The following is a 21262-nucleotide window of genomic DNA, read 5'->3' as shown; positions in this document are numbered from 1 at the left end:
AGAAATTCCTTCTAAAATTAAAATAAGCAGCCATATAAAATTTTGCACAGCCTATTGATATACCCTATGGGGGTATGTTATTATCGTTGTATGAGGAGGTTGATGCGGGTGGATCAACTGGAAAACAATTGTCACACCGATCAAAGTGAGCGTAAAAGTCATCACTCTGATAAAGTCAAAAGTAATCTCATTTCACGCTTAAATCGAATCGAAGGACAAATTAGAGGAATTAAAGGTCTGATTGAAAAAGATACGTATTGTGACGATGTCCTAAACCAAATCGCCGCTGCTCAATCTGCTTTAAACAGTGTCGGGAAGCTTTTATTGGAAGGCCATTTAAAAAGCTGTGTGATTGAACGAATTCAAGAAGGCGACCATGAAGTCATTGATGAGTTATTAATCACAGTGAATAAGTTAATGAAATAAAATAAAAGATAAGGAGCTGTATGAACATGCAAAATGTTACTTTGAAAGTCGAAGGTATGTCCTGTGGGCACTGTGTCAATTCGGTTGAGGGTGCTTTAAAAAATGTAGGAGCATCAGGAAAAGTGGATCTGGCATCTAAATCGGTTAAAGTAGAATTCGATGAATCGAAAATTTCTTTGAATGCCATTAAAGCGGCAATTGAAGATCAAGGCTACGATGTCGTTTAATGAGTCAAGAGCCACCTCAGCGTGGCTCCTTCAGCTTTTTTTTTGGTCGAAAATATACCCCCGATAGGTATGTTGAATGGAGTGAATGGTAATGGAAACATCAAATCAGCAGCAGCAAGCTTCTTTACAAATATCAGGCATGACCTGCGCCGCCTGTGCAAATCGAATTGAAAAAGGGTTAAATAAACTGCCGGGCGTACAGCAAGCGAATGTCAATCTGGCATTAGAAACTGCCCATATTGAGTATACTTCGGCAGAAGTTTCGATCGAGGATCTAATAAAAAAAGTCGAAGGGCTAGGCTATAAAGCTGAAATCAAAGAAGAAAAAGGGAATGAAGGTGATCATAGACAAAAAGAAATCGCCCGGCAGAAACGAAAATTAATAGCTTCAGCTATTTTATCTTTTCCCTTGCTTTGGGCTATGGTTGCCCACTTTTCGTTTACATCGTGGATTTATCTCCCTGAATTGTTCATGAATCCTTGGGTACAGCTTCTCTTGGCTACCCCGGTTCAATTTATTATCGGAAAGCAGTTCTACGTCGGAGCTTATAAGGCACTGAGAAATAAAAGCGCCAATATGGACGTGCTTGTAGCCTTAGGAACGTCTGCTGCTTATTTTTACAGTTTGTACTTGACTCAACAATGGGCGGCGAAGCCATCTCATCATGCTCCTGAGTTGTACTATGAAACGAGCGCGATTTTGATTACGTTAATCATTTTAGGCAAATTGTTTGAAGCCTTAGCCAAGGGGCGTTCCTCAGAAGCCATAAAAACACTTATGGGGCTTCAAGCAAAAACAGCGCTTGTGATAAGGAATGGAGAAGAAATGACTATTCCTGTGGAAGATGTGGTTGTAGCGGATCTCGTTATCGTAAAACCAGGAGAGAAAATACCAGTCGATGGTGAAGTCATTGATGGAATATCATCTGTAGATGAGTCCATGCTGACCGGAGAAAGTATTCCTTTAGCAAAGCAAGCCGGAGACAAGGTCATCGGTGCGACGGTCAATAAAAATGGCCGACTCAAAGTGAAAGCTACGAAGGTCGGTAAAGAAACCGCGCTAGCACAAATTATTAAAGTCGTCGAAGAAGCACAAGGCTCTAAAGCGCCAATTCAACGTGTTGCCGATAAAATCTCTGGCATTTTTGTTCCGATCGTAGTGGGGATTGCGATGGTTACCTTTTTCATCTGGTATATGGTTGTAGATCAAGGCAATTTTGCAAATGCATTAGAAAAAGCCATTGCCGTCCTCGTGATAGCGTGCCCTTGCGCACTGGGATTAGCGACACCAACGTCCATTATGGCAGGGTCTGGTCGCGCGGCGGAATTTGGAATTCTCTTTAAAGGCGGAGAACACTTGGAATCCACTCACCGCATTCAAACCATCGTTCTGGATAAAACGGGAACCATCACAAAAGGGAAACCGGAACTCACAGACATTTTCATTGACGGGTACGATGAACAGTCGGTCCTGCGTATTGTTGCTGCTGCCGAGAAGAGCTCGGAACATCCATTAGCAGAAGCTATAGTTTCGGGTATCATGCAAAAAAATATCGGGATTCCACAAGCTGGTGCGTTTGAAGCCATCCCCGGTTATGGGATACGAGCTGTCGTCGAAGGAAAAGAAGTGCTTGTGGGTACGAGGAATTTGCTTAAAAAATTTGATATTCCTTTTGCCGAAGCTATCGAAACAATGAGCAGGCTGGAGTCTGAAGGGAAAACGGCCATGCTGATCGCAGTCGACCATGCTTATGTAGGGCTTGTCGCCGTTGCAGATACGATAAAAGAAACTTCGAAAGAAGCAGTACGCCGGTTAAACGAAATGGGAATAGAAGTCATCATGATTACAGGCGATAACGAGCGTACTGCTCAGGCAATCGCCAAACAAGTTGGGATTAACCATGTTCTCGCTGAAGTGCTTCCGGAAGGCAAAGCCGAAGAGGTAAAGAAACTGCAGTCGAAAGGCAAGATCGTAGCAATGGTTGGTGACGGCATTAATGATGCACCAGCTCTAGCGACCGCTGATGTAGGAATAGCCATTGGTACAGGGACGGATGTAGCCATGGAAGCTGCGGATGTTACCTTAATGCGAGGTGATTTAAACAGTATTCCGGATGCAATCTTTATGAGTAAAAAAACAATGGCAAACATTAAACAAAATCTTTTTTGGGCACTTGGCTATAACACATTGGGTATACCGATTGCTGCCGTGGGATTGCTCGCGCCGTGGGTTGCAGGAGCCGCGATGGCGTTAAGTTCGGTATCTGTTGTATTAAATGCCCTGCGTTTGCAGCGGGTAAAATTATAATTTTTTTGAGAGGGAGAATCGGACATGAAAGTTGCAGTCGTTTTATTGCTTTTCGCCGCGCTCCTTTCGGCATGCGGAACGAATAAATCGGGTAACATGGATCATATGGATCATTCGACGCATCAAGGGGCGCAGGCAGAATCGGTAAGCACCGATTCCATTAACGCGATTTGGAAATTATCTAGTGACAAGCCCCGATCCAAGCAGGACACAGCCATCCATATTCAAATTCAAGATAGTCAAGGGAAAGCGATCGGCAAATTTGATATTAACCATGAAAAGCAAATGCACCTCATTGTTGTGAATAAGGATCTCTCCTATTTCAATCATATCCACCCGGACTATAAGGGGAATGGCCAGTTCGATATTACTACTCAATTTCCTGCAGGCGGCGAATACAAGCTCATAGCAGACTTTATTCCGAATGGTATGGGAGCAACAACGAAAACAAATTGGATTACGGTGCAAGGGGATGCGGCAAAGCCTGCGGGAATTACACCTGATTCCAATATGACCAAAGTTGTAGACGGTAAGGAAGTAACCCTCTCCATGGACCAATTGGCACCTGGCAAAGAGGCAAATATCACGTTTAACATTAAAGATGCTGCGACCAAAAAACCGATTACCAACCTTCAGCAGTATTTGGGTGCTGTGGGACATGTAGTTATTATGAGTGCTGACGCTGAACAGTACTTGCATGTCCATCCTACCGAGGAGAAGGCAACCGGTCCAGATGCCAAGTTTATGACTTCATTTCCGAAAAGCGGCATTTATAAAATCTGGGGGCAATTCCAGCATGAGGGTAAGGTGATCACCGTACCGTTTGTTGTAAAAGTACCTTAATTGGCCTTAGCCCAGTTGTTTAGACTGGGCTAACTTAATCGGGCATTGCATGAATTGGAATGCTCGCCCCTTGATGGTGGATTAAATATTTGCTTGTAATGACAACTAGGATAAAACAGAGATTAGCGCGCCACCGGCAGCGGAGAACAGAACGACAACCCAAGGGGGAAGCTTCCACAACATGAGTAGCCCAAATGCTGCAAGGGCAAGACCAAAGTCGAGAGGTGAATGAATTGCGCTTGTCCACACTGGATTAAACAAAGCAGCAAGCAAGATGCCTACAACGGCGGCGTTAATACCTTTTAGAATGGATTGAAAATTGGGGCGACGGCGAATCGCATCCCAAAACGGTAAAGAGCCGGTAACTAATAAGAAGGAAGGCAAAAACATAGCGATCAGAGCAATGAGCCCTCCCTGCCATCCATTCATAACGGTCCCTAAGTAGGACGAGAAGGTGAACAATGGACCAGGTACGGCTTGGGCTGCACCGTAACCGGCAAGAAATTGGGAGTCTGTCAGCCAGCCCGTCGGTACTACTTCGGCTTGAAGCATCGGTAATACGACATGCCCGCCGCCAAAGACAAGCGAACCAACGCGGAAAAAGCTATCGAACACAGCCAGGAAGTGCGAAGGGGCGATTTGCCTTAGCAGGGGTAATCCGATCAGTAACCCGAAAAATAAGACCCAAGCGACAACTGCCGCATGCCGGCTGATGGAGATGCCGAGCTGAGGGGTTTCCGGAATCTCGGATTTGGCTAAAAAGAACCTGCCGAATAGTCCTGCGAGCGCGATGAGAATCAGTTGTCCATAAGCAGAAGACCATAATAAGGTAATGATGGCAGTTACGATAGCAATGGTCCCCCGGGTACGATCAGGGGCAAGGGAGCGCGCCATTCCCCAGACAGCCTGCGCAACTACGGCGACCGCTACGATCATCAACCCATGGAGCCAGCCGGCATGGCCGACATCGTAGTTTTTTAGTACATACGCAAAAATCATCAATGCCAGAGCAGAGGGCAATGTAAATCCACACCAAGATGCAATGCCGCCCAACAAGCCGCCGCGCATCATCCCAATGGAGATTCCGACCTGGCTGCTTGCCGGTCCAGGTAGGAACTGACATAGGGCGACCAAATCAGCGTAGCTTTTCTCATCCAACCACTTTCTGCGTTTAACATACTCGTCTCGGAAGTATCCTAAATGCGCAATAGGACCCCCGAATGACGTCAATCCGAGTTTTGTAGACACCCCTAGAATTTCTAGTATTGAACTCTTATCCTTTTCCACTGGTTGAACACCTTTCTTCGGCAAATTAACGTCGTTTTTTAGTCTACTGCCGATTAGTCTTTAATTTCTTTAAACAATTCATAGGCTTTTGCCTTCGCCTCCTTTAATACAGCTGCTCCTTTCTCTGTCGTTGTATAATACTTTCGAATTCTTCCATCCACATTACGTTCTTCTTTTTCTAATAAACCGTTTGATTCCATGTTGTGCAAAATCGGATACAAGGTTCCAGCACTCAATTGGTAGCCGTGCTCCTGCAGTTCTTCCAGCATCCACGTTCCGTAAATAGGGGATTCCTGGGCATGATGTAGGATGTGAATTTGGATGAACCCTAAAAAAAACTTTCGATAAATTTGGTTTTCCATAATCGCCACCTCATAACAATTATCGATATCTATTTTCGATATCGAAATTCGATATCATTATAACACGAATTGACCACTATCATTATTGATTTATTATTAAATTTTGTTGATGAAAGCAATGCACATATCTACATAGGACAGGTTCAGTGGTGAATATAGTTATTTAGGGTGATATGGTTATGGAGGATAATACAAAATGCCTTAAAGAAATCATTGATGAATCATGTCAACTAGAAGATGAAGATTGCTTTGATGAAGATGAGGCCTTTGGTATTTACCGAGAAAGAAATAAACCCAACTATACCCTAATGGCAAAAGCATTCATGAGCTTGTATAAAAAGGCGGAAGCAGTCGATTTATGACTGTTTTTTTTGTCGTTATCTACACACCTACAATAAAAAACAACGTCGGCACGGCGTAGCCGCTCGTATGCCCGCGCAGCGCTTCGATGATCTCGAGTCCCTTGGACACCGGCGCACGGAAGTGGCCGATCCCTTCGGACAGGTCGCACTGGTAGATGTAGTACGGGCGGACGCGGATTTTGACCAGCTCGTGCATGAGCTTTTTCATAATATGGGTGCTGTCGTTGATGCCCGCCAGTATGACCGACTGATTGCCGAGCGGGACGCCGCTGTTGGCCAGCATTTCGCAGGCTTTTTTCGCTTCTGGCGTAATTTCAAGCGGATGGTTGAAGTGGGTATTGAGCCACACGGGATGGTATTTCTTGATGATCGTGCACAGCTGCTCCGTAATGCGCTGCGGGAACACCACCGGGGCCCGCGTGCCGATGCGGATGATCTCGACATGGGGAATCGCCCGCAAATTTTTCAGTATATACTCCAAAATATTATCGTTGATCAGCAGCCCGTCTCCCCCAGACAACAGGACGTCGCGCACCTCCGGGGTATTGCGAATGTAGGCAATGGCATCGTCCAGCTGCTTTTTGGGGACACCCATCCCCACTTGGCCGGAAAAGCGGCGGCGCGTACAATAGCGGCAGTACATGGAGCACTGGTTGGTCACCAGAAAGAGCACCCGGTCAGGGTAACGGTGGGTCAGGCCGGGGGTCGGCGAATCTTCATCCTCGAATAACGGGTCTTCCAGATCGTACTTTGTTTTCAGCAGCTCGGCGGAAATTGGGACCGACTGCATCCGGATCGGACAGCGGGGGTCATCCGGGTTCATCAGCGACGCGTAGTAAGGCGTAATATTTAAAGGAATCGTTTGCGTCGAAATGCGGACGCCCTCTTCTTCCTCGGCGGTTAAATGCACGACCTGCTTCAAATCCTCCAAGGTGCGGATCGTATGCGTCAGCTGCCAGAGCCAGTCATTCCACTGCTCCTCCGTCACGTCCTTCCAAAGCTCAATATCCTTCCAATGGCGTGGTTTCATTGCGGCTGCACCTCCAGGGCAACATTCTTTTTTCTTTCTCACCCTTATATCGATGCAAAAAGCGTGCCAAAGCAGTAACCTCGCAGTGCCTAACTTTCCTTCATTTCAGTGCTTTCGGACAGCGGCCGATCTACCCTATAATTCTTGATAGTACGTAAGAGATGAAGGAGTGATCCAACATGGGAAAAATCGCAAAGTTCAGCATCATCGGAGGCGGAGGCTTTCGGGCGCAGTCGTTTTTAAAAATTGCTCAGGCGCTCCCCGATCAATTTCAAGTGAGCGGTCTGGTGGTACGTAACGAGGAGCTGGGCGCAGCCATGGAACGCAAATGGAACGTTACAACCTACCGGACGTTGGAGGACCTGCTGGCTAAGGAGCAGCCGGATTTCGTGGTCGTCTCCGTCAGCCGAACGGCATGTCCCGACTACCTGCTGCAGCTCGCGGAGCGGGGCATTCCTGCGCTGTCCGAAACGCCGCCGGCGGGTGACCTCGTAAGCTCGCTAACGCTGTACGAGCAGCTGACGCGGCTGAAGGCCAAGGTGCAGGTGGCCGAGCAGTACCAGTTCCAGCCGATGCATGCGGCCCGTATCGCCATTGCACAGTCCGGGCGTCTGGGCCCGATCACGGAGGCTACGGTCTCGACTTCGCATCTGTACCACGGGGCGAGCCTCATTCGGAAGCTGCTGAACGTGGGTTTTGCCGAGGCCACCATTCAGGCGAAGCGCTTCATGCTGCCGCTTATTGCCGGACCGACGCGGCAAGGCATTCCCCAGAAGGAAGAAACCATCGTCGTACCGCGGGAGATAGCATGGATCGATTTTGGCGGGGAGAAGCTGGGGATCTACGACTGGACGAAGGATCAGCACCGCTCCTGGATTCGCTCCAATCATGTGTCGGTCCGGGGCGTGAGGGGCGAGCTGTTTGATGCGCGGATGAACGTGCTGGCCGACTTCCAGACGCCGCTGCATCTGGAGCTGAACCGGATTAACCGGGGTGAGGAAGAGAGCATGGAGGGCTACTTCCTGCAGGGCATTATTGCCGGGGACAGCTGGGTGTACCGGAATCCGTTCGCGCCTGCCAGCCTAAGCGACGATGAGATTGCAATGGGCACCTGCTTGAAGCGCATGGCCGAGTATGTCCAAGGTGCTGCGCCGTTCTATAGCGTGGCGGAAGCGCTGCAGGATCATTATTTGGGCATGCTGATCGAGCAGGCGGTCGCAACGGGAGAACGCGTAACCGCCGTTTGGCAGCCGTGGGCGGAATCTACTGAGTAGAGTAGTGCAGGGGGGCATTGCGATAGGGGTCAGCGTAGAGGCCAAGGATGAGCTGGGCGTTCACGGCGCGATTGTGCGATCCGCAAGGTCAGGCGAGTGGTTCGTTCACATCGGGCTCGGCAAGCGAATTGGTTGACAAGGACGCGTTCGCGATGATCCGCCATGCGGACATCCTGCTCGTGGAGGACAACGAGATCAATCAGACGGAAGTATGCCATTTCCGCTGAAAGTAAGGGATATTACCAGTTCATTCGGCAGAAAATGAGCGATGCGCGCCGTAAGAGAGGGACATATCCCTCTCCTGGAGCCATGCCCCTCATTCCCCGCGCTCCCGCTCCTCTGGCTTCCTCGCGATCCCGTACCGGTTCAGCTTATACTGAAGCGCCTGCCGCTTGATGCCTAGAGCCTGGGCAGCGAGCGTAATGTTGTGGTTGTGGCTGAGCATCGCCCCCACAATCGCCTCCCGTTCCAGCTGCTCCATCATCTCGGTGAGCTTCATGGGCGAGGGGGCAGTGTGCGCAGCGGCTGCGGAAACGGCGGCAGTTTTGGACGGCATCGGCGTTGAAGTCTGCGGTCCTGCTTGCAGATAGGCCGGTAGGTGCTGCTCCTCGATCGTCTCGCACTCCAGCTCCATCATAATGTAGGCGGATTCAATCGCGTGACCCAGCTCGCGGATATTGCCCGGCCAGGCGTAGCTCATCAGCCGGTTCATGGCTCCGGGCGTCAAACCAGTAATTTTCATGCCGAACATCGGATTGAACTTCTCAATAAAATGGTGCGTCAACAGCGGGATATCCTCCTGCCGGTGCAGGAGCGGGGGGAGGTACAAGTTGACCACATTCAGTCGGAAAAACAAATCATACCGCAATATCCCCTTCTCCAGCGCTTCCTTCGGCTCCATGTTCATGGCGGCGATGATCCGGACGTTCACCTGCTGCTCGCCGGTTCCGCCGATTCGCCGCACCATGCCGTCCTGCAGCACCCGCAGCAGCTTCGCCTGCAGGAAGAGGTCGAGACTGTTCAACTCGTCCAAAAACAGCGTGCCGCCGCTCGCCTGCTCGAACAAGCCGGCGCGGTCAATGGCGCCCGTGAACGCGCCCCGGGCCGTCCCGAACATGATGCCCTCCATCAGCTCGCTGGGCACGGCGGCGCAGTTTTGCGCGATGAACGGACGGCTCCGGCGAGCCCCCGCATTGTGGATGCTCTGCGCGAACAGCTCCTTCCCTGTGCCGGTAGGTCCGCAGATGAGGACGGGGGAGCTGGTGCGGGACGCCTTTTTCGCCAGGGAAACCGCATCCAGAAACAAGGGACTCGCGCCGATCAAATCGCTGAAAAAATATTTAGCCGTCCCCGTGTCCTTGCTGTCCCGCTGCTGTTTGGTTTGGTAGAGCTGGTGGCGCAGGTCAAGAATTTGGTCGTGCAGATGGACGATGCTCGTAATGTCTTTGGCCACCTCGAGGGCGCCGATAATGCGGCCGTGCTCAATCAGCGGATACGTGCTGTTGATGGTGGTGATCCGCTTGCCGGTGACGTTGACGTAGGTTTGTATTTTTTCCGGGATCGCTTGGCCGGTCTGCAGCACCTTGACGAGCGTGCTCGTCTCATGAGTCAGGGAGGGATACAGGTGAAAAATGCTTTTTCCAACCACCTCGTTGCGCGCCAGTCCGTCGATCTCCGCCATTTTGTCATTGTAAAAGACCGTAATCCCCTCTTGATCCGTCAGATGAACCCCCACATCCATAATGTTCAGCATCCATTCGAAATAGGGCGCCCCGTAGCCGCTTATGCTTAGACCGGACATCGTTCTTGTTCACCCGCCTCACCGATAGAAAAAGATGGTTAACTACAATATGCCGCAGGCTCGGAGAAAAGAACTCCCTCAGAATGTTAGAAAAGTATGAGGCATAACTAATATTTCCTTACAGGTACCACGTAAAAAAGTAAATAGTTCTCTCGTATACTAGTTTAGCGTGAATAAACTTAGGTTAGGGGACGGATGATGAACAAAAAGGTTGTCGGACTTGGGGAGATCGCTTGCTCCAACAATGAAGAAGATACGATCATTACGTACGCGCTCTCTTCGTGTGTGGCGGTTACGGCCTACTGCCCCATTAACAAGGTCGCCGGCATGATTCACATCGTGCTTCCCAAACCGAACTCGGAAAAAGATGAGCGCCATCGGCCGGGGTATTACGCGACGACGGGCGCGAGGTCGGAGGCCACGTCAGCCGCACGCTGGAGATGAAAGTGAAGAACGGCGATGTTCGGATGCGGACGCTTCCGCTCATCTCATAATCGCATTACAATAATGGACCCCTTATTCCTGAAATGGGATAAAGGGTCTTTGTTTTGTTTTATGCCATTAAAAAGTTCGTATGCCGAGGAGCTTTGCATAGGCTGGTAGTAGGGTGTGGTTTTGCCGGAAGTGCGCGGACGGTCACCGAGCCAAGTGACCGGCGACCGTCCACGGGGGAAAGGGGCTGGCATGGACCATGAGAAGGTCTCGAAAACAGACGGTCGTTGTCGATGGAGAGACGTTGAGCTTGGAGGCAGTTTCCCGGGTAGCGCTTCAGGGCGCGACCGTAGAGGTAAGCGAGGCGGCGCTGCAGCGCGTGATCGCCTGCCGCCAGCTGGTTGACGACCTGGTGTCGGCGGGGGAGGTGGTGTACGGAGTGACGACCGGCTTCGGCAAATTCAGCGATGTCCGCATCCCGCCGGAGGAGGCGGCCCAGCTGCAGGTGAACCTGCTCCGCAGCCATGCCTGCGCCGTAGGCGAGCCGCTGCCGGTCCCGGAGGTGCGGGCGGTCATGCTCCTGCGTGCCAACACGCTCGCGAAGGGGCGCTCCGGGATTCATCCCGAGACGCTGCAGCGGCTGGTCGCCCTGCTGAATCTAGGGATTCATCCCGTCGTCCCTCAGCAGGGCTCGCTCGGCGCGAGCGGCGACCTGGCTCCGCTCGCCCATCTCGCGCTGATCTTGATCGGCGAGGGCGAGGCGTGGTACCGGGGCCGCCGCATGCCTGCCGATCAGGCGCTGGCGAGAGCCGGGCTGGCTCCTTTGGTGCTCCGAGCCAAGGAAGGGCTAGCGCTGATCAATGGGACGCAGATCATGTCCGCCATCGGGGCGCTCACGCTCGTGAAGGCGAAGCGGCTGATGAAGGCCGCCGATATGATCGCGGCGTTGTCCTTCCAGTGCTTGCGCGGGGTGACGGACGCGTTCGCCGATGAGGTGCACGCGGCGCGTCCGTTTCCCGAGCAGGTGGGCGTCGCCGCTAATCTGCGCCGGCTTGTCGACGGCAGCCGGCTGACGACCCGGCAGGGCGAGATGCGGGTGCAGGACGCGTATTCGCTCCGCTGCCTGCCCCAGGTGCATGGCGCTGCGCGGCAGGTGACCGGCTATGCGGAGGAGAAGCTGCGCATCGAGATGAATGCGGCGACGGACAATCCGCTGCTGTTTGTGGAGAGCGGCCGGGTCATTTCGGGCGGCAATTTTCACGGGCAGCCGCTGGCGTTCGCGATGGATTTTGTGAAAATTGCGCTCTCCGCCTTGGCCAGCATGTCCGAGCGCCGTACGGAGCGGCTGGTCAATCCAGCGCTGTCCGGCATGCCTGCTTTTCTCAGCCACCGACCGGGGCTGGGCTCGGGCCTGATGATACCGCAGTATGTCGCGGCCTCGCTCGTGTCGGAGAACAAGGTGCTGGCGCATCCGTCCAGCGTCGATTCCATCCCGACCTCCGCGAATCAGGAGGATCACGTGTCGATGGGTACGACGGCGGCACGCCACGCGCTGCAGGTAGTCGAGAACACAGCCAAGGTGCTGGCGATCGAGCTGATCTGCGCGGCGGAGGCCGTAGGGTTCTCGGTCACGGGCAAGGAGGGCCTCTCGCCGGCCACACGTGTGCTGTTTGAGGCGCTGCGCGCGCAGGTGCCGAGCGTGTCGGAGGACCGGAGCCTCAGCCGGGACATTACGGAGACGAGTGACCGGCTGATCGGAGACGACAGCTGGCTGGAGGCGGTGGAGCAGGTAGCGGGCGAGCTTTTTTAAAAAGGAGGGGTGAGCATGGACATGACTCCGAATCAGAATCCGAGCATCCGGGCTCCACGCGGCACACAGCTGTCCTGCAAGGGCTGGGTGCAGGAGGCGGCGCTGCGCATGCTGATGAACAATCTGGATCCGGAGGTGGCGGAGCGGCCGGGGGATCTGGTCGTTTACGGCGGGAAAGGCAAGGCGGCGCGGGATTGGCCGTCCTTTCACACGATTGTTCGAGAGCTGCAGCGGTTGGAATCCGACGAGACGCTGCTGATCCAGTCGGGGAAGCCGGTCGGCGTCTTTCGCACGCATGAGCGGGCACCGCGGGTGCTGCTGTCCAACTCCGTGCTGGTCCCGAAGTGGGCGACCTGGGACCATTTTCACGAGCTGGAACGGCAGGGGCTGATGATGTACGGCCAAATGACCGCAGGCAGCTGGATCTATATCGGCACACAGGGCATTTTGCAGGGTACGTATGAGACGTTTGCGGCTGCGGCGCGTCAGTCCGGGCGGGCCTCGCTCAAAGGGACGCTGACGCTGACGGCGGGACTCGGCGGCATGGGCGGGGCGCAGCCGCTGGCGGTCACGATGAACGAAGGGGTCGTGATCGCGGTGGAGGTCGATCCCGCACGGATCGACAAGCGCCTCCAAACCCGCTATTGCGATGTGCGGTGCGATGCATTGGACGAGGCGTTGAAGCTTGCGGAGGAGGCGGTGAAGGAGGGGCGGCCGCTGTCCATTGGGCTGCTCGGCAATGCGGCGGAGGTCTACAGGGCCTTCGTGCAGAGGGGAATAACGCCGGACTTTGTGACCGACCAAACGTCCGCCCATGATCCGCTCAGTGGCTATATCCCAGCGGGCTGTACGCTGGAGGAGGCCTTGAAGCTGCGCACGGATGATCCGGCGATGTATGTGGAGCGCGCAAAGGAGAGCATGGCCGGGCAGGTGCAGGCGATGCTGGATTTGCAGCGCAGGGGCGCGGTGGTGTTCGATTACGGCAACAACATTCGGCAGGTGGCGCTGGATCAGGGTGTGGGGGACGCGTTTCAGATCCCCGGCTTTGTGCCTGCTTACATTCGACCGCTGTTTTGCGAAGGGAAGGGCCCTTTCCGCTGGGCGGCGCTGTCCGGCGATCCGGACGATATTCGCAAGACGGATGAGCTCGTGCTGCGGTTGTTCCCCGACAACGCCGAGCTGCACCGCTGGATTCGTTTGGCGGGTGAGCGGGTTGCCTTCCAGGGGCTGCCGGCGCGGATTTGCTGGCTCGGCTACGGGGAGCGGGAGAAGCTGGGGCTGGCGATCAACGCGATGGTTCGCAGCGGGGAGCTGAAGGCTCCGATCGTGATCGGGCGCGACCATCTCGACTGCGGCTCCGTCGCTTCGCCGAATCGGGAAACAGAGGCGATGCGGGACGGCTCGGACGCGGTGGCCGATTGGGCAGTGCTCAACGCCCTGATCAATACGGCGGCGGGCGCTTCGTGGGTTTCCTTGCATCACGGCGGCGGCGTCGGGATGGGGTATTCGCTGCACGCCGGTATGGTCGTGGTGGCGGACGGCACGGAGGCGGCAGCGGAGCGCTTGCGCTGCGTCCTGACGACCGACCCGGGCATGGGCATTATCCGCCACGCGGATGCCGGCTACCCGGAGGCGGTCGACGTAGCACAGCGCAAAGGGGTCCGCATCCCGATGCTGCCGATAACGCCGCCTACGTCTGTGGATCATGGAGATGCCCATGCGTAGCGCGGATCGGAAGGTCGATCTGCTGATCACGGGCATCGGGCGGCTTGTGACGCCGGTAGGCAGCCACCCGCGTGGCGGGAAGGAGATGGCGGTGCTGAAGGAGATCCCGCAGGCGGCCATCGCTATTGCGGGCGGGCGCATCGTCCTGGCGGATGCCGAGGCGACGGTCCTTCGCGCACTGGGCGATGCGGTGATCGGCGAAGTGCTCGATGCCGGGGGGCGGCTAGCGATGCCCGGGCTGGTCGACGCGCATACACATTTGGTGCACGCCGGCTCGCGGGAGCACGAAAGTGCGCTGAAGCGCTCCGGGGTGCCGTACCTCGAGATATTGGCACGAGGCGGGGGCATACTCAGCACGATGAAAGCGACGCGGACGGCCAGCGAGCAGGCTTTGTATGACCAAGCGCGGAGGAGCTTGGACGAAATGCTGCTTCAAGGCACCACAACCGTTGAGGCGAAAAGCGGCTACGGCTTGTGCCTGGAGGATGAGCTCAAGCAGCTGAGTGTGACTCGGGAGCTCAGCAAAACGCATCCGATCGAGCTGGTCTCGACGTTTATGGGCGCGCATGCCGTGCCGCCGGAATACCAAGGACGGCCGGATGCTTACGTCGAGCTGGTCGTGGATGTGATGCTGCCGAAGGTGGCGGAGGCCGGGCTCGCATCGTTCTGCGACGTGTTCTGTGAGCGCGGCGTGTTCACTCAGGAGCAGTCGCGCCGCATACTGACGGAAGCGAAGCGGCACGGCCTGCGCCCTAAGATCCACGCCGACGAGCTGGAGTCGCTGGGCGGCCTGCAGCTTGCCGCAGAAGTCGGTGCCACCTCGGCGGAGCACCTGCTCGTCTCTGACGACGCAGGTCTGCAAGCGCTCGCGGATGGCGGCGTCATCCCGGTGCTGCTGCCGGGCACCTCCTTCAATCTGGGGCTGAACAAGCACGCCCGGGCACGCGAGATGATGGACCAGTTTCACCTGCCGGTTACGCTCGCCACCGACTACAATCCCGGCTCCTCGCCTACGGAATCGATGCAGCTGATCATGGCGCTGGCGCAGATCCATTTGCGAATGACCCCGGAAGAAATCGTAACGGCATGTACTATTAATGCCGCTAATGCGATTGGCCGAGGGAGCGAGATTGGCACGCTGGAAGCGGGGAAGCAGGCGGATGTGGTGATTTTCGACGTGCCGACGCTGGCCTATTTGCCGTACCATTTTGGCATCAACCACACGTTCGGCGTGATCAAAAAAGGGCGTGCAGCGGTGTGGAACCGCAGGCTGGTGCAGGGGTGACTCCTACGACTACGGAAGTCTTTTTTGCGAATAAGAAAGAGAGGCGGGGGACAAAATGGTGCAGCTTCCCTACATCAAGTCTCCGCAGGAGGCGATATTTCGGGATCGGCTGGAGACGAAGGCGGCGGATTGGATTCAGCCCTGGGATGGTGTGGAAGCGCTGCTTGCCGCCCTGATCGGCATCCCGCTTTCCAAAACCTCCATCTCGCATTCGGGGGCGTCCTTCACGCCTGCAGCGATTCGTACAGCACTTCGGTCCTTCACGACCTTCAGTATGGAGTATCAGGTCGATTTACAGCACCTCCCGGTCCGTGATCTCGGCGATATTCAGATGCACGTGACCGATTTGGCGGAATGCCGCCGCCGCATTTATGAAGCGCTGCTGTCGGTCTTCACGGCGATGCCGCAGACGGTTCCCCTCATAGTGGGCGGCGACCATTCGGTCAGCTTTCCTTCGGTTCAGGCCTTTGCAGAGGCCCATCCCGGAACTACAATCGGGGTAATTCACTTTGACGCGCATCACGATGTGCGCCACCCGCAGGACGGCGGCCTGACCAACGGCACGCCCTTCCGCAGCATCGTAGAGTCTGGCGCTGTTGAGGGACGGAATATCGCGCAGATTGGCATTCGCGGCTTCATGAACTCCGAGGCGTACTACAATTATGCGGTCGGTAGCGGCATGCACGTGTTCACCTCGCGGGAGGTGCGCCGCCAAGGGATCGACAGCATCCTGCGGCAGGCGCTGGCTGCCGTAACGCAGCGGGCGGAGCTGCTGTATGTCAGCTTCGATATGGATGTGCTGGATCAGTCCTTCGCGCCGGGCTGCCCCGCCATTGGAACCGGGGGGCTGGATGCTTGGGATGCGCTGGACGCGCTGCATCACTTAGGGACGCTGCCGCAGGTGCGCGCGATCGACTTTGTCTGCATCGACCCGAATGTCGATGTGCGCAACGTGACCTCACGGCTGGCCGTGCAGCTCATGCTGACCTTCTTGGCCGGCGTGGCCAAGAGAAAATAGAAACAGCCACACCGCGCGGTGTGGCCTTCGCCGGGATAATCGCCAACAACAGCATGGAGAACCGGGCGCTTCGCGCCAGGGCGGTACAAGCCGCCGGCAGCGTTGAATCGGTGATGTCTTGCGGCACAGCCAAGCTAACGCTACTGAATATGTTATATAAATTAACATAAAATCTACAAACCCATAATGATTTGTATCAAATCACAGTCGAAGACATAAATTATGTAATATTAGTTTACATAAACATAACTTTATGTTAAAATGTATGGAAAAGGAAGTGGCCGGAGATGGATCATCCAATCGCCTATGACCTCATTCGCAAGCTGCCAAAGGTGGATCTTCATGTACATTTGGACGGCAGTGTTAAGCCGGAGACGCTGATGGAGCTGGCGCAGCAGAGGGGAGTCAGCCTGCCTGCGCGAAGCCGGAAGCAACTGCTGCCTCACATGCAAGTCGAAGACGATTGCACAAGTCTGAAGATGTACTTGAGCAAATTCGACTTCGTGCTCCCGTTTCTGCAAACGGGGGAGGCGCTGCGCCGGGTCGCGCACGAAACGGTAGAGCAGGCGGCCGCTCACACGATCGGCTATATCGAAGTGCGCTTTGCTCCTCAGCTGCATCGGGGTGCAGGGTTGTCGGTCGAAGAGGTGATCCATCACGTCGTGGAAGGCTTGCGGAGCGGGGAGCGGAAGTACGGCGTCGTCGCCCGGGGGATCGCGATTTGCATGCGGCACCACGGCAGCAAGGAGAACATTGAAGTGATCGAAGCGGCGGCAAGCAGATCAGGCAAAGGCATCGTTGCGGTCGATTTGGCCGGAGATGAAGCGTCGTACCCGCCGCAGTTTTTTCGCGAGGTGTTTGCCGTGTCCCACAAGCGGGGCCTGCCGGTGACGATTCATGCCGGGGAAGCGGCGGGAGCGGAGAACGTGCTGGAAGCCGTCACCCGGCTGGGAGCCGTACGGATCGGTCACGGGGTACGGGTGAAGGAGAATCCGGAGCTCATGAGGCTGCTCGCGAAGCAGCGCATTCCGCTCGAAATGTGCCCGATCAGCAACCTTCAGACGAAGGCGGTCACCAGCTGGGAGCAGTATCCGATTCGCGACTACTTTGAGCGCGGCATCAAGGTGACGGTCAACACCGACAATCCGACGGTGTCCGGAACGAACCTTACGAAGGAGTACCGGGTCCTGGCGGACAAATTCGGGTTTGCCGCGACCGAGCTGGCAGAGCTCGTCATGAACGGGGTGGAGGCGGCATTTTTGGAGGAAAGCGAGAAGCGGGTGCTGAGGCGCCGGTTTCGGCGTCAATTCCGCGAGCTGGGCGTAGGTTAAACGATAAAGTAAGCTACAACAGAGAGTGCTGCAGCGGTTCGAGCAACCTAAACCGTTTCAGCGCTCTTTTTTGCGATGTCTCGGTGCGGTATAATGAATCATTCATGGTATTCATCATTAAGGAGGCTAACCTGTTACATGATTAGATTCGGCATTATCGGGACCAATTCGATTACGGAGCAGTTGATCAAATCCGCGCGGGAGGCGGAAGGGTTTGTGCTAACCGCCGTCTATTCCCGGTCGGAGGAAACGGCGGCGCAGTTTGCGGACAAGCATGATATTCCGCATCGCTTCACGGATCTGGAGCAGATGGCGGCAAGCAGCGAGCTGGATGCGGTCTACATCGCCAGCCCCAATTCGTTTCATGCCCGGCAGGCGATCACGCTCATGAACCACGGTAAGCATGTGCTGTGCGAGAAGCCGATCGCGTCCAACCGGCGGGAAGTCCAGGAGATGTTCGCAGCCGCGAAGCGAAACAACGTCCTGCTGATGGAAGCGATGAAATCGACGCTGCTGCCGAACTTTCAGGCGATTCAAGCAAATCTGCACAAAATCGGGCGCGTCCGCCGCTACGTAGCCAGCTTTTGCCAATATTCGTCGCGTTATGATGCGTTCAAGGCAGGGGTGCACGTGAACACGTTCGACCCTGCGTTTTCCAACGGCTCCTTGATGGATATCGGAGTGTACTGCCTGTATCCGATGGTGGTTCTCTTCGGGAAGCCGGATCGGCTTCAGGCGGAGGCTGTGATGCTGGAGTCCGGTGTTGACGGAGAAGGGAGTCTGCTGCTGAAGTACGAAGGCATGGATGCGGTCATCCTCCACTCGAAAATTACCCAGTCTCACCAGTCCTCCGAAATCCAAGGGGAAAAAGGGACGATCGTGTTCGAGCGTGTCAGCCAGCCGGCCAAAGTGGAAATCCGCTACCTGGACGGCACTGTGGAGGAGCTCTCGCAGCCGCAAAAAGCAAACACCATGTACTACGAGGTGCAGTCGTTCATGGACTTGATCCGCAGCGGACAGACGGAATCCCCGGTCAACTCCTATGCCAACTCTCTGGCGGTCATGGAGCTGATGGACGAAGCCCGCAGGCAAATCGGACTCGTCTACCCCGCGGATCGGCAATAATCGTTTGAAAAAGCGAAAAGGTGCCCCTCAGCCAAGTTGTTGGCCGATGGGACACCCTTTTTTTCGTCTGCTGAGCACTATGTAGCTTTACGCTTCAAGGCCGCATTTTTTAACTAGTGTGGGCCAGTGCAGTTTAAACAGAACCTTCCATTTGTCTTCCGGCAAAATGCTGATCCAATTCGCGATTTGATCTAACTCCATGTCCTGCAGCTTGCCGATAACCAACTCTTTTTCCGACAGCACTTCAGCAACTAACACAACAATCCCTCCATGTAATTCAATATATCCAACGAGATATACATATGCACTGGGCTATGAAAATGTGATGGGCTCCTGCGGATTTTTTTAAAATAAAACAAACCGCCGTGCCGCATGCTAAGCATGAGGTGAGCAGGATGGGCAAACGGGTGATTACCGATCACGACTTTGAAAAAGCGTACTTACGTCAAAAGACGGTGCGAGTAAACCATAGATTTGCGGTCGAGGTGCCGTTTATCGGTGGACTGGAGGGGTTTAACCCGATTTTTGTGACGGTGGGGGGAAGACGGTTTTTGCGGGACGATTGCGAGTTTGCCGTGATTCGGTAGCCGGCGCGGGGGGCGGGGGTGTAAAACCTGGAAAATCGGTCAACACTGGTAGGGAGACCAAATTGCGTAAGGGGAGCGTGGAGTGGATGCAGCCTTATCATTACCGGATGGCGGAGCTGTGGACGTATCACCAGACCAGGGAGCTCACGACAACGGAGCAAAACGAGCTTTCGATTTGCCTGCAGGCTAATGCGCTGTTTGCCAGAAAGCTGGGCGACCTGCACAATTATACGTATGCGGCTTCCATTGTGGGCGATCAAGCATGGCAGCAGGAGCTGGGGCTGCGAATCGAGAAGATGGAGAAGGAATTTGCCATCCAGCTGACGGATTTGAAGAAATATATTCAAACGGAATCATCCTAAAATAACACACCCCGAGCCTAAATTACGCCATTGAACTGAACTTATTTCCGACGTATGATCAAGCCGTGTACACAAGCGGTTTGATCTTTTTTTTTGCCAAAGGGGCTGAGCGGTGTGGGGAAAATGAGAGTAATTCAAATTGGCGTCGGCGGGTTCGGACGGGCATGGCTGCGCACGATCAAGAGTCATCCCGGCGTGGAGCTGGCGGCGATCGTGGACGTCTCGGAGGCCAATCTCGCGGAAGCAAAGGAGATCATGGAGCAGGCGTCGCTGCCAGCGTTTCACAGCCACCAAGCGGCATTGCGCGCCGTTGCTGCGGATGCCGTGTTGATCGTCACGCCTCCGCGAACCCATGTGGCGATAGCGCTGGACGCGCTCGAAGCGGGACTGCACGTGCTAACGGAAAAGCCGCTGTCCTATGCGATGGACGAAGCGATGACGCTGCTGACCAAGCAGCCGCTGTATGGCAAGCAGGTGATGGTCAACCAAAACTACCGGTGGACGCGGGAAATTCAAGCGGTCAAGGCAGCGCTTGCGGGCGGCTTGATCGGAGACATCGCTTATATCGAGTGGACCTTCCGCAGGCTTCATAATCCCCGTCAAGGGACGTGGCGCGTGCAGTCGGAGGATTTTTTGTTTACCGATGTGAGCGTGCACCATTTTGACTTGATGCGTTATTTGCTGGAGGCTGATCCGGTGGCGGTGAGCGCCAGCAGCGTGCGTCCATCTTGGAGCTGGTGCGAGGGCAGCATGGTCAGCAGCGCGTGCTTCCGCTTTCCCGGCGGTGTTACAGCCCATTATTTCGGCAGCTTGGAGGAGACAGGTACACTGACCCCGTGGAACGGGAATTTCCGCATCGTCGGGAGCGAGGGCGCAATTGAGCTGACAGACGATGTGCCTTATTGGGTTCGCAAGGGCGAGGGAGACGGTACGGTCAAGGAGCTGCTGCCTGTGGCGGAGCTGCCGTACGAGAGCAAGAGCTTTACGCTGGATGCATTCGTTCAGGCTGCTCAGACGGGAGAACCGGGCGTGACGGACATCACGGACAATATCCGGACGTTTCTGATGGTCGCCGGAGCGATTGATTCCGCCCGTACGCAGCAGTGGGTGAATTATATTTATCCTCAGCAGACCCGCCGCTAAGCCGGTCGGTCACGCTAAAAACAGTGAAGGCAGGGATGCGAGATCCCTGCCTTGTTTGTGTGCGTATCTTAGATGAAGAAGCATGCAGAAAGTACGATTACCAGCAGAATGAAAAGTACGAGAATGGTGCCTGTGCTGGTCCACAAGCCTCCTGTTCCACAACCTGCTCCGTAGCCACCCATCGCCAACAGCTCCTTTCCAGCTGAACTACTTTCATGATATGACGATGGGCCTCTTAAGTAGTGGGCATCTAACCGAAGGAAGAAGCCTAATCTATTTTCTTCTTTTCCCAGCTGCAAAAAGCCATTCCCAGCCCGGATTTCACGGTGGTATAGTAAAAGGGTGTCTTTGGTGAACTACACACCACCTAAGAGGTGGGTGCTTCGTAGTCAATAGAGCTATGCTCCAAGTTTAGCTACGCTCCAAGGGCAGTTCCTGCCCCGTTGGCAGTTGCAATCTACATTGCGAGTTTTAGCAAGTTTAGCGCGGCGTTGACATCCCGATCATGGGTAGCGTTGCAAGCT

Annotated in this window: 22 protein-coding genes and 1 pseudogene; 17 read left to right on the top strand and 6 right to left on the bottom strand. The window is 54.8% G+C overall.

What is annotated here, in order from left to right; genetic code table 11:
- The first annotated feature begins 102 nt into the window (after positions 1-102).
- The 4 genes from FPZ49_RS32605 (at position 103) to FPZ49_RS32590 (ending at position 3804) form a co-directional block, all read left to right on the top strand.
- Positions 103-426 (top strand): metal-sensitive transcriptional regulator, encoded by a 324-nt coding sequence (locus FPZ49_RS32605; RefSeq protein ID WP_144854533.1) that lies wholly within the window; start codon positions 103-105, stop codon positions 424-426.
- Between the two features lie 26 nt (positions 427-452).
- Positions 453-653 (top strand): copper ion binding protein, encoded by a 201-nt coding sequence (locus FPZ49_RS32600; protein WP_144854512.1) that lies wholly within the window; start codon positions 453-455, stop codon positions 651-653.
- Positions 654-744: 91 nt separating this feature from the next.
- The gene (locus FPZ49_RS32595; protein ID WP_144854510.1) at positions 745-2961 is read left to right on the top strand and encodes a heavy metal translocating P-type ATPase; all 2217 of its coding nucleotides are present in this window, start codon (positions 745-747) and stop codon (positions 2959-2961) included.
- A 24-nt stretch (positions 2962-2985) separates the two neighbouring features.
- Complete coding sequence (locus tag FPZ49_RS32590) at positions 2986-3804, top strand: hypothetical protein (RefSeq protein ID WP_144854508.1); 819 nt, start codon at positions 2986-2988, stop codon at positions 3802-3804.
- A gap of 105 nt (positions 3805-3909) precedes the next feature.
- Here FPZ49_RS32590 and FPZ49_RS32585 read toward each other — a convergent pair whose 3' ends face one another.
- Positions 3910-5091: a chromate transporter gene (locus FPZ49_RS32585; RefSeq protein ID WP_144854506.1), complete on the bottom strand. Its 1182-nt coding sequence runs from the start codon at positions 5089-5091 to the stop codon at positions 3910-3912.
- 53 nt (positions 5092-5144) lie between these two features.
- Positions 5145-5453 (bottom strand): PadR family transcriptional regulator, encoded by a 309-nt coding sequence (locus FPZ49_RS32580; RefSeq protein WP_144854504.1) that lies wholly within the window; start codon positions 5451-5453, stop codon positions 5145-5147.
- Positions 5454-5632: 179 nt separating this feature from the next.
- On the opposite strand from FPZ49_RS32580, the gene FPZ49_RS32575 reads away from it, so the two are divergent.
- The gene (locus FPZ49_RS32575; RefSeq protein WP_144854503.1) at positions 5633-5815 is read left to right on the top strand and encodes a hypothetical protein; all 183 of its coding nucleotides are present in this window, start codon (positions 5633-5635) and stop codon (positions 5813-5815) included.
- Between the two features lie 43 nt (positions 5816-5858).
- Here FPZ49_RS32575 and kamA read toward each other — a convergent pair.
- Positions 5859-6845 (bottom strand): annotated as a pseudogene (gene kamA / locus FPZ49_RS32570) (lysine 2,3-aminomutase); the annotation flags it as partial.
- 179 nt (positions 6846-7024) lie between these two features.
- On the opposite strand from kamA, the gene FPZ49_RS32565 reads away from it, so the two are divergent.
- Positions 7025-8119, top strand: coding sequence for a Gfo/Idh/MocA family protein (locus FPZ49_RS32565; protein ID WP_144854501.1), 1095 nt, complete (start codon positions 7025-7027; stop codon positions 8117-8119).
- Positions 8120-8166: 47 nt separating this feature from the next.
- A complete protein-coding gene (locus FPZ49_RS36500) occupies positions 8167-8346 on the top strand; it encodes a hypothetical protein (protein ID WP_144854500.1) in 180 nt (59 codons plus the stop codon).
- An 89-nt stretch (positions 8347-8435) separates the two neighbouring features.
- Here FPZ49_RS36500 and FPZ49_RS32555 read toward each other — a convergent pair whose 3' ends face one another.
- The gene (locus FPZ49_RS32555; protein WP_144854499.1) at positions 8436-9920 is read right to left on the bottom strand and encodes a sigma-54 interaction domain-containing protein; all 1485 of its coding nucleotides are present in this window, start codon (positions 9918-9920) and stop codon (positions 8436-8438) included.
- A 195-nt stretch (positions 9921-10115) separates the two neighbouring features.
- Here FPZ49_RS32555 and FPZ49_RS32550 point away from each other — a divergent pair, with 195 nt between their 5' ends.
- From FPZ49_RS32550 to FPZ49_RS32520, 7 genes are all read left to right on the top strand, one after another.
- Complete coding sequence (locus FPZ49_RS32550) at positions 10116-10364, top strand: hypothetical protein (protein ID WP_144854498.1); 249 nt, start codon at positions 10116-10118, stop codon at positions 10362-10364.
- Positions 10365-10611: 247 nt separating this feature from the next.
- A complete protein-coding gene (hutH, locus tag FPZ49_RS32545) occupies positions 10612-12162 on the top strand; it encodes a histidine ammonia-lyase (RefSeq protein ID WP_144854497.1) in 1551 nt (516 codons plus the stop codon).
- A 21-nt stretch (positions 12163-12183) separates the two neighbouring features.
- A complete protein-coding gene (hutU, locus tag FPZ49_RS32540) occupies positions 12184-13887 on the top strand; it encodes a urocanate hydratase (RefSeq protein ID WP_144854531.1) in 1704 nt (567 codons plus the stop codon).
- Positions 13880-15172, top strand: coding sequence for an imidazolonepropionase (gene hutI / locus FPZ49_RS32535; protein WP_144854496.1), 1293 nt, complete (start codon positions 13880-13882; stop codon positions 15170-15172). The genes hutU and hutI overlap by 8 nt, the downstream gene beginning before the upstream one ends.
- 55 nt (positions 15173-15227) lie before the next feature.
- A complete protein-coding gene (gene hutG, locus FPZ49_RS32530) occupies positions 15228-16190 on the top strand; it encodes a formimidoylglutamase (RefSeq protein ID WP_144854495.1) in 963 nt (320 codons plus the stop codon).
- Positions 16191-16477: 287 nt separating this feature from the next.
- Positions 16478-17521 carry an adenosine deaminase gene (gene add / locus FPZ49_RS32525; RefSeq protein WP_144854494.1) on the top strand — a complete coding sequence of 348 codons (1044 nt, stop codon included), beginning with the start codon at positions 16478-16480 and terminating at the stop codon, positions 17519-17521.
- A 138-nt stretch (positions 17522-17659) separates the two neighbouring features.
- Positions 17660-18646, top strand: coding sequence for a Gfo/Idh/MocA family protein (locus FPZ49_RS32520; RefSeq protein WP_144854493.1), 987 nt, complete (start codon positions 17660-17662; stop codon positions 18644-18646).
- Positions 18647-18733: 87 nt separating this feature from the next.
- Here the strand turns inward: FPZ49_RS32520 and FPZ49_RS36225 are convergent, their stop codons facing one another.
- On the bottom strand, positions 18734-18904 hold the full coding sequence (locus FPZ49_RS36225) for a hypothetical protein (protein ID WP_186446240.1): 171 nt from the start codon (positions 18902-18904) through the stop codon (positions 18734-18736).
- 137 nt (positions 18905-19041) lie between these two features.
- Here FPZ49_RS36225 and FPZ49_RS32515 point away from each other — a divergent pair, with 137 nt between their 5' ends.
- The 3 genes from FPZ49_RS32515 to FPZ49_RS32505 all read left to right on the top strand — a co-directional run bounded on the left by FPZ49_RS32515 (position 19042) and on the right by FPZ49_RS32505 (position 20738).
- Positions 19042-19233 carry a hypothetical protein gene (locus tag FPZ49_RS32515; protein ID WP_144854492.1) on the top strand — a complete coding sequence of 64 codons (192 nt, stop codon included), beginning with the start codon at positions 19042-19044 and terminating at the stop codon, positions 19231-19233.
- Positions 19234-19319: 86 nt separating this feature from the next.
- Positions 19320-19595, top strand: coding sequence for a DUF7667 family protein (locus FPZ49_RS32510; protein WP_144854491.1), 276 nt, complete (start codon positions 19320-19322; stop codon positions 19593-19595).
- 123 nt (positions 19596-19718) lie between these two features.
- Positions 19719-20738 carry a Gfo/Idh/MocA family protein gene (locus tag FPZ49_RS32505; protein ID WP_144854490.1) on the top strand — a complete coding sequence of 340 codons (1020 nt, stop codon included), beginning with the start codon at positions 19719-19721 and terminating at the stop codon, positions 20736-20738.
- A gap of 68 nt (positions 20739-20806) precedes the next feature.
- Here the strand turns inward: FPZ49_RS32505 and FPZ49_RS37145 are convergent, their stop codons facing one another.
- Positions 20807-20920 (bottom strand): YjcZ family sporulation protein, encoded by a 114-nt coding sequence (locus tag FPZ49_RS37145; protein ID WP_261381734.1) that lies wholly within the window; start codon positions 20918-20920, stop codon positions 20807-20809.
- Positions 20921-21262 lie beyond the last annotated feature (342 nt).

The organism is Paenibacillus cremeus, from assembly GCF_007786445.1.
Lineage (GTDB): Bacteria > Bacillota > Bacilli > Paenibacillales > NBRC-103111 > Paenibacillus_G > Paenibacillus_G cremeus.
The sequence above is the reverse complement of the archived record's forward strand: the minus strand, read 5'-3'. Positions and strand labels throughout refer to the sequence as shown.

Excerpts from the sequence above, each read along its gene's own strand:
- hutH (WP_144854497.1), top strand. The coding sequence starts at position 10,612 with ATGAGAAGGTCTCGAAAACAGACGGTCGTTGTCGATGGAGAGACGTTG.
- FPZ49_RS32600 (WP_144854512.1), top strand. The coding sequence starts at position 453 with ATGCAAAATGTTACTTTGAAAGTCGAAGGTATGTCCTGTGGGCACTGT.
- FPZ49_RS37145 (WP_261381734.1), bottom strand. The coding sequence starts at position 20,920 with ATGGGTGGCTACGGAGCAGGTTGTGGAACAGGAGGCTTGTGGACCAGC.
- FPZ49_RS32555 (WP_144854499.1), bottom strand. The coding sequence starts at position 9,920 with ATGTCCGGTCTAAGCATAAGCGGCTACGGGGCGCCCTATTTCGAATGG.
- FPZ49_RS32510 (WP_144854491.1), top strand. The coding sequence starts at position 19,320 with ATGCAGCCTTATCATTACCGGATGGCGGAGCTGTGGACGTATCACCAG.
- FPZ49_RS32520 (WP_144854493.1), top strand. The coding sequence starts at position 17,660 with ATGATTAGATTCGGCATTATCGGGACCAATTCGATTACGGAGCAGTTG.
- FPZ49_RS32595 (WP_144854510.1), top strand. The coding sequence starts at position 745 with ATGGAAACATCAAATCAGCAGCAGCAAGCTTCTTTACAAATATCAGGC.
- hutU (WP_144854531.1), top strand. The coding sequence starts at position 12,184 with ATGACTCCGAATCAGAATCCGAGCATCCGGGCTCCACGCGGCACACAG.
- FPZ49_RS32605 (WP_144854533.1), top strand. The coding sequence starts at position 103 with ATGCGGGTGGATCAACTGGAAAACAATTGTCACACCGATCAAAGTGAG.
- FPZ49_RS32505 (WP_144854490.1), top strand. The coding sequence starts at position 19,719 with ATGAGAGTAATTCAAATTGGCGTCGGCGGGTTCGGACGGGCATGGCTG.
- add (WP_144854494.1), top strand. The coding sequence starts at position 16,478 with ATGGATCATCCAATCGCCTATGACCTCATTCGCAAGCTGCCAAAGGTG.
- FPZ49_RS32580 (WP_144854504.1), bottom strand. The coding sequence starts at position 5,453 with ATGGAAAACCAAATTTATCGAAAGTTTTTTTTAGGGTTCATCCAAATT.
- hutI (WP_144854496.1), top strand. The coding sequence starts at position 13,880 with ATGCGTAGCGCGGATCGGAAGGTCGATCTGCTGATCACGGGCATCGGG.
- FPZ49_RS32515 (WP_144854492.1), top strand. The coding sequence starts at position 19,042 with ATGGGCAAACGGGTGATTACCGATCACGACTTTGAAAAAGCGTACTTA.
- hutG (WP_144854495.1), top strand. The coding sequence starts at position 15,228 with ATGGTGCAGCTTCCCTACATCAAGTCTCCGCAGGAGGCGATATTTCGG.
- FPZ49_RS36500 (WP_144854500.1), top strand. The coding sequence starts at position 8,167 with ATGAGCTGGGCGTTCACGGCGCGATTGTGCGATCCGCAAGGTCAGGCG.
- FPZ49_RS32590 (WP_144854508.1), top strand. The coding sequence starts at position 2,986 with ATGAAAGTTGCAGTCGTTTTATTGCTTTTCGCCGCGCTCCTTTCGGCA.
- FPZ49_RS32550 (WP_144854498.1), top strand. The coding sequence starts at position 10,116 with ATGATGAACAAAAAGGTTGTCGGACTTGGGGAGATCGCTTGCTCCAAC.
- FPZ49_RS32575 (WP_144854503.1), top strand. The coding sequence starts at position 5,633 with ATGGAGGATAATACAAAATGCCTTAAAGAAATCATTGATGAATCATGT.
- FPZ49_RS32565 (WP_144854501.1), top strand. The coding sequence starts at position 7,025 with ATGGGAAAAATCGCAAAGTTCAGCATCATCGGAGGCGGAGGCTTTCGG.